The sequence below is a fragment of the Microcystis sp. LE19-41.2A genome (assembly GCF_027530405.1).
Lineage (GTDB): Bacteria > Cyanobacteriota > Cyanobacteriia > Cyanobacteriales > Microcystaceae > Microcystis > Microcystis aeruginosa.
Genome location: NZ_JAPZQJ010000209.1, coordinates 1 through 6,373 on the forward strand (window position 1 = coordinate 1; position 6,373 = coordinate 6,373).

7 protein-coding genes are annotated in these 6,373 nt (G+C 42.8%); 4 read left to right on the forward strand and 3 right to left on the reverse strand.

The features are described 5' to 3' along the window. Positions 1–125: 125 nt before the first annotated feature. Complete coding sequence (locus O9290_RS09205; RefSeq protein ID WP_002759460.1) at positions 126–905, reverse strand: slipin family protein; 780 nt, start codon at positions 903–905, stop codon at positions 126–128. Between the two features lie 232 nt (positions 906–1,137). On the opposite strand from O9290_RS09205, the gene O9290_RS09210 reads away from it, so the two are divergent. The 4 genes from O9290_RS09210 (at position 1,138) to O9290_RS09225 (ending at position 3,505) form a co-directional block, all read left to right on the forward strand. Continuing rightward, entirely contained in the window at positions 1,138–1,623 is a 486-nt protein-coding gene (locus O9290_RS09210; RefSeq protein ID WP_012267184.1) for an allophycocyanin subunit alpha-B, read from the forward strand. A gap of 116 nt (positions 1,624–1,739) precedes the next feature. Beyond that, the gene (locus O9290_RS09215; protein ID WP_002759468.1) at positions 1,740–2,252 is read left to right on the forward strand and encodes a hypothetical protein; all 513 of its coding nucleotides are present in this window, start codon (positions 1,740–1,742) and stop codon (positions 2,250–2,252) included. Between the two features lie 24 nt (positions 2,253–2,276). Beyond that, positions 2,277–2,786, forward strand: coding sequence for a tetratricopeptide repeat protein (locus O9290_RS09220; protein WP_061430758.1), 510 nt, complete (start codon positions 2,277–2,279; stop codon positions 2,784–2,786). 545 nt (positions 2,787–3,331) lie between these two features. Beyond that, positions 3,332–3,505 (forward strand): hypothetical protein, encoded by a 174-nt coding sequence (locus tag O9290_RS09225; protein WP_002804198.1) that lies wholly within the window; start codon positions 3,332–3,334, stop codon positions 3,503–3,505. 62 nt (positions 3,506–3,567) lie between these two features. Here the strand turns inward: O9290_RS09225 and corA are convergent, their stop codons facing one another. Continuing rightward, positions 3,568–4,728: a magnesium/cobalt transporter CorA gene (gene corA / locus O9290_RS09230; RefSeq protein WP_288058598.1), complete on the reverse strand. Its 1,161-nt coding sequence runs from the start codon at positions 4,726–4,728 to the stop codon at positions 3,568–3,570. Between the two features lie 91 nt (positions 4,729–4,819). Continuing rightward, positions 4,820–6,097 carry a recombinase family protein gene (locus tag O9290_RS09235; RefSeq protein WP_002759474.1) on the reverse strand — a complete coding sequence of 426 codons (1,278 nt, stop codon included), beginning with the start codon at positions 6,095–6,097 and terminating at the stop codon, positions 4,820–4,822. Positions 6,098–6,373 lie beyond the last annotated feature (276 nt).

Below are 6,373 nucleotides of genomic sequence, written 5' to 3' on the forward strand. Positions count from 1 at the left end.
TAAGCTAAACGGCTTTTACTTCGGATCACCGATATAGACTCCAAAAGGGTTATAGCTATTGGATCATGCAGTTTAAGCGCCGTTTAGCTTACACCCGTTAGGTTTGTCTAACACACCAGAGAAAATTAACCCTTTTGGCTATTGACAATATTTTGTGATGGTTTTTCGGCTAATTTTTGAGCAAGATTTAAGATATCGGAGGGGATCATAATGATGGTACTGGTGTTATTTTCCGCTCCAATTTCCGTTAACATTTGTAGGCGGCGTAATTCCAAAGCGGCGGGATTTTCCATGATTAATCGGGAAGCTTCCGCTAATTTTAGGGAGGCTTCCTGTTCTGCGGCAGCTTTAATCAAACGGGCGCGTTTTTCTCGCAATGCTTCCGCTTCCTTGGCCATAGCTCGCTGCATAGCGGTGGGAATTTCCACATCTTTCATCTCCACCCGTTCGATATCAATGCCCCAAGGTTCGCTAATTTCATCGACAATTTGTTGGACTGCTTGATTAATTTTGTCTCGTTTTTGCAAGACATCATCGAGACGATTTTGACCAACTACATTTCTTAAAGTGGTCATGGCCGCTTGGTAAACGGCCGCAGAATAGGATTCGACTTTGTTAATCGCTTTGCTAGGATCGATAATGCGATAGTAGAGAACCGCATTAACCTTAATTGTGACATTATCGGCGGTGACAGTTTCTTGCGGGGCGATATCGACGGTTTTGGTGCGAATATCCAGCTGCATTTTTTGGTCAACTAGGGGAATGATCCAGTACAGTCCGGGGCCTTTGGTGTCTTGATAACGCCCTAGACGAAAGATAACACCACGCTGGTATTCTCGATCGATTTTAAAGCCATTTAACCCCAGAATGCCCGCTATCAATAGGAAGGATGCTAAAAATTCCATATTAATTACCACTTATCGGGTTCAAGTTAATCGGTGTGCGGTGACATCTCAATTGCCATCTCCTCGCTCCTGACCACTAATACATTCATTCTAGAGAGTAACCGGGCTGTCGGGGAAACTCATAACGAAATATTACAATTTTTAGGAATTGCCCAACCAGCAGGGATGACTCGACTTCCAGACCCCGACCTGAGATAAACTACAGAATGTTATCAGAATTTACCTTGATATTATGAGCGTAGTTAGCCAAGTCATCCTCAAAGCCGACGACGAACTTCGTTATCCTAGTAGTGGTGAACTACAGGGTATCGGGCAATTTTTAAAAACCGGTGAGCAGAGAATTCGCATTGCCGAAACTCTCGCTGACAATGAGAAAAAAATCGTCGATCAGGCTCAAAAACAACTGTTCAAGAAACGTCCCGATTATAGAGCGCCGGGGGGCAATGCCTACGGTCAGCGTCAATATAATCAATGCTTGCGCGATTATGGTTGGTATCTGCGTCTAGTTACCTATGGGGTATTAGCCGGAGACAAAGGACCGATCGAACAAACCGGTCTGATCGGGGTCAAAGAGATGTATAACTCTCTTAATGTTCCCGTCCCCGGCATGGTGGAGGCGATTCGTTGTCTCAAAGAGGCCGCTTTAGGTCTTTTGACTCAAGAGGATGCCGTGGCAGCAGCCCCCTACTTCGACTTTATCATCCAGTATATGTCCTAAGCGATCGGGACAATCCCAAGGGCCTGAAGTCTGAAAAGGGGCAATTTTCGTCTCTTTCAGGGTTCAGGCTTGACTTTTTTCAGTGATAACTGATAACTGATAACTGATAACTGATTATGTTTTGGCGCATTATACTACTTACTTTTCTGATTCCATCGGTCTATGGGGTGTTTGGCTGGTCGATCGCCCATGAGCGTTTATCATGGAGTGATTGGTTACTTGCCCGCGGTGATGAGATGAATTGGACTCTCACTAGCGAATGGCTAGAAATCATCATCTATATCCTAGCGGTAGGGGTTATCCTCTCAATTGCCCTAGGATTAACTCTGTTTAGTCACTTAATGCCGCTATTTTTCCGCAGTTGGTTTAAAAACGATATTAGTGCTGTATTATCAATTCTCGGCTGGTCTTTGGCGGTAGTCTTTATCTTCCACAAGTGGGCGGTATTTAGTCGAGTTTTAATCCTCTTAGCCGCCACTATCCTTGGTCGTCTAGAACTTCAGGAAGCAGGTTACAATAGGTGGCAAGTTTTCCTGATGCTCACCATCCTCTGCTTAGGTAGTTTTGGCTTGGGAATTTGGGCTTATAATCTTTGGGGTCACGAATTTCATCGAGTTACTACCGATTAATCTTATCTCTAATCTTTAAAAAGTATGCCCAAAAAAAATAACGATACGCTCAAACGAGTCTTAATTGTTTCCTCTGGTTTAGTATTTCTGGCTTTAATGGTGGTGCCAACTTTAGGTTTATTGAAAAATAATAATTCTAATTCCCCCCAGGGCAATCAACCCGGGCAAGAGGCAACTATTCCTCCCGAAAAATTAGAAGAAATGGTCAAAGGTTACGAGAAAATTCTCGAACGTGAACCAGATAACCCCACTGCTTTGCAAGGACTGGCCCAAGCTCGCTTACAGTTAAAAGATTTTATCGGAGCCAGAGAACCTTTAGAAAAGTTATATCAAAAATATCCCGACAATCTGGAAGTTATGCTAGTTCTTTATGGAACAAGATTACAAACTCAAGACGTTTCTGGAGCTAAAAGTATCCTAGAAAAATTAGTCAAAAACTATCCCCAAGAACCGAAGTTTAAAGAAGAATTAACTCGCTTAAATCAAGCGATTGCGGCAGCTTCTAAACAGCCACCTCCAGGGACTAAAAAGTAATGAAAAAAGAATTAATTATTGAAGCTGGGGGAAGTGAAAGACAATATCGAGAATTTTTTATTTCTTGACTTGTTGCGATTATCGACATTGCTTGGGCATTACTGCAGCCCTTCTTCGGTAAATTAGCCACTTTAGCTAGGGTTTGCTGAATAAATCTAAAAATCTTGTTGGATAATATTTTTAGGCTTTTTTGAAATCAAAAAGTGCCAGCCCTTGGAGTGATCGGGGGGGAAATTTAGGCACTTTTTCCCTGAAAATTAGGTAATTGACCCCCTGAAAATGGGTAAAACCCTACACCCCACACCCTACACCCTACCCCCACGAAAAACTTTTTCAGCAGACCCTACCTAGGAATAGCCCTGCCCCCTAGACGACTAGAAAGAAACTTCGCTAATATCATCTAACCCTGACATTAGCTAACTTTGTTAGATAAGAACTTTTTTAAGAATTATGATCGGCCTATAATAGTAACTGTAGTCACCCCTATCCTTTAGGGATAATTCTTGGTTTAGGGTTGATGTCCTTCAGCGCAAGCGAGATTGGTTATGAAAATTAGCGAACTAGAAAACTACTTGGCTCAGGTTAAGTTAGAGATTGGTGACATCGATATCGTCTATCAATGTCACAACCAGCACTATAGTTGGTTGGACAAAATTAGAAGCCATCAACTGAAAGTGTTAAAAAATACCGCAGACACTAAATTATTAATTTCTCTGTGATAGCCATTTTCTCTTGCTAGATGCCGGCAAGGTAATCCAGTCTGTCTAATCTGCTTAACAGTTTATCTTTTCTTCACTGTCGATAGGTTCTTAAACCAGCCGCGTCGCCAAAAGAAAATGATTAAACTGAAAGCAACCGTTAGCATCAACACCCAGACGAATACATAGCCCCAATACCATTCTAATTCGGGCATATTATAAGGGGATTTATCAGTATTAAAGTTCATGCCATAAATACCGACAATGAAGGTGAGCGGGATAAAAATCGTCGAGATTACCGTTAAAGTTTTCATAATCTCGTTCATTTTATTACTCACGGAAGACAGGTAAAAATCCATTAAACCATTGGCAAATTCCCGGTAATTTTCGATAACATCGAGAATTTGTACCACATGGTCATAACAGTCTCTTAGATAGGGTTTAATGGTTGTATCGATGACAATATACTCATCGCGTAAAAGCGCATTGAGGGTGTCCCTTTGCGGCCAAATTGCTCGTCGCAGGGAGAGTAATTCCTGACGCAGTTGGTAGATTTTTGATAAAATTTGTTCCGTGGGACTAGCTAAAATTTCGTTTTCTAACTCCTCGATTCTTTCTCCGTAGGACTCTAAAACAGGAAAATAACCGTCAATAATGGCATCCCAAATCGCATAGGCTAAATAACCCGATTTTTGCTGCCGGATGGAACCTTTATTTAAACGTATTCTTTCCCTAACTCCCTCTAAAGAATCGTATTGTCCTTCTTCCTGCACGGTTAAAACATAATTCTTCCCGACTATTAAACTGATTTGTTCTAGCAAAAAACCCTGATGATCGATCAGGATGGCCATTGGCACTATAATTAAAAGATAATTCTCGCATTCTTCCACTTTTGGTCTTTGGGGAATACTGACTATATCCTCAAGGGTTAAGGGATGTAAATGAAAAATTTCCCCCAACTCTTGCAGTTTATCCTCATTACCCAAACCGACGATATCAATCCAAGAGATGGAATCATTGGATAAATATTTAAGACAGTCTTGAGGTAAAAGATTATTAACTCTAGTGGCTTGTTGAGAATTATAATTAACTAAAAATATCTCGGTAGCAACGGCATTTTCATCGATGGTGATTAACCCCGGCATCGTCCCGGGTTGATTATAGTGATAATCATAAAGGTGGGGTTTTGTCTGGGAGGATTTTCGCCCTTTTTTATACCTAGTTAATCTTTTGTTATTGCTCATAGTTGAGATCGATCGCTGTTGGCCTTTTTCTTAGCATTGATCACTCAAAAATTCCTCAATTTTTAGCTAACTTTAAGATTGTCCGAGACTCTTAAAAAACGAAGATTAAACGTAAATGCCAATTGTTAGCCGTTTCTCTCTCGATTTCGATGCGACGGATAAACTCGCGAAAATAAAAACGGCGCTCGATTTCCGATAAATCTCGCCAAAATTGCGGAAAAGCAACGGCACGAGCGATAATAGTCAGGTTATCGGGGGGTAATTGGTCTAAACGTCCTTGAATCTGCGCGATCTCGTTTTTCAGTTTATAGGCCCGTAGATTAGCCGTTTCTTGATCTAAAATTCCCGCCGCTTCTAGGGAGGGCAATTGGGACAAAATATCGTTTTTTTGCCCTATTTCCTCGCTCATTCCCCGTTTGATCCCCTCTAAATCCGGTAAAGATATCTGAGCGATCGTCGGTGGTAGGTCTTGACAAATGCGCTCGATTGTGCTATTGAGAATTTTTTCATAAGCGATCGCCGAACATTTTTTTGTCCGGGGACATTGCAAAGGTCGCAAATAGAGGTATTCTAGACCCTTTCCTCGCGCTGTCACTTTGGTAATCGTCATCCCCGATTGACATTGACTACAGACGACTAAACCCGCTAAGGAACGCGGGGCGCTGGCACTGCGGGGGGGTAATTTGCGATTATTTCTCAGGATGCGATCGATCTGGGCCGCTTCTTCCCGGGAGATAATCGGGGTGTGGGTATCGGGGATAATATCTTGACCGAGATAGCACAAATCGCCGCGATAAACGGGATTGGTCAGCCATTTATGGGCAGTAGCTACCGATATCTTCTTACCATAGCGTTTTTCTAGATAGCGCACCGTGGAACGCAGGGAAGCGGAAATCAAAAAGCGATCAAAAAAGTCTTTGACTACTGGCGCGGTACTGCGATCGAGTATATAACGCTCCTTGCCACGACGATAACCGTAGGGTGCTTTTCCGGGGGGAGGCAAAGCTTGCAGACGATTGTGAGCGTGACCTGCTTTTAAACGATTACTTAGTTCGTTTTTTGATATTTCTTGCAGAATCTTGGCAAAATTCAGCTTATAATCCGGGTCTTCTAGGGCAATTATATCTATGTCGAGGGCTTCTAAGGATTGTAAAATTTTGCTAACTTCCGTGCCATTGTCTCCCAATTCTGCTAGACGACGCAGGATCAGCAGTCGGGGGGGAGTTCCTTGACAATCGCGGAGCAGTTGCTGCCGTTGTGAGCGATCGCCAAAATCCTGATACACTTGTTCGGGAGAATGGTCCCAAATCGAGGCATCGGGGGGACTATCAAGCAGGGGATTGGTATAGGTGTAGGCGATAATTTTCATGTTTTGCCGAAATCCTGGTATAGATAAGCTGTACTGCCTTGAAACCGCGTCTTGAAAAGTTTAGTACAAATGCTCGAACTACCTCTCCCCGCTCCCAACTCCGGCACTCATAGACAGTCTTAACCAGTAATTTAGATAGGGTTTGCTGAAAAAGCTTTTCCTGGGGGCAGGGTGTGGGGTGTGGGGTGTGGGGTGTGGGGTTTTACCGATTTTGAGGTAGTCAATTACCTAATTTTCAGGGAAAAAGTACCTGAATTTTCCCCCCGATCCCCGCAA

Excerpts from the sequence above, each read along its gene's own strand:
- O9290_RS09205 (WP_002759460.1), bottom strand. The coding sequence starts at position 905 with ATGGAATTTTTAGCATCCTTCCTATTGATAGCGGGCATTCTGGGGTTA.
- O9290_RS09210 (WP_012267184.1), top strand. The coding sequence starts at position 1,138 with ATGAGCGTAGTTAGCCAAGTCATCCTCAAAGCCGACGACGAACTTCGT.
- O9290_RS09215 (WP_002759468.1), top strand. The coding sequence starts at position 1,740 with ATGTTTTGGCGCATTATACTACTTACTTTTCTGATTCCATCGGTCTAT.
- O9290_RS09220 (WP_061430758.1), top strand. The coding sequence starts at position 2,277 with ATGCCCAAAAAAAATAACGATACGCTCAAACGAGTCTTAATTGTTTCC.
- O9290_RS09225 (WP_002804198.1), top strand. The coding sequence starts at position 3,332 with ATGAAAATTAGCGAACTAGAAAACTACTTGGCTCAGGTTAAGTTAGAG.
- corA (WP_288058598.1), bottom strand. The coding sequence starts at position 4,728 with ATGAGCAATAACAAAAGATTAACTAGGTATAAAAAAGGGCGAAAATCC.
- O9290_RS09235 (WP_002759474.1), bottom strand. The coding sequence starts at position 6,097 with ATGAAAATTATCGCCTACACCTATACCAATCCCCTGCTTGATAGTCCC.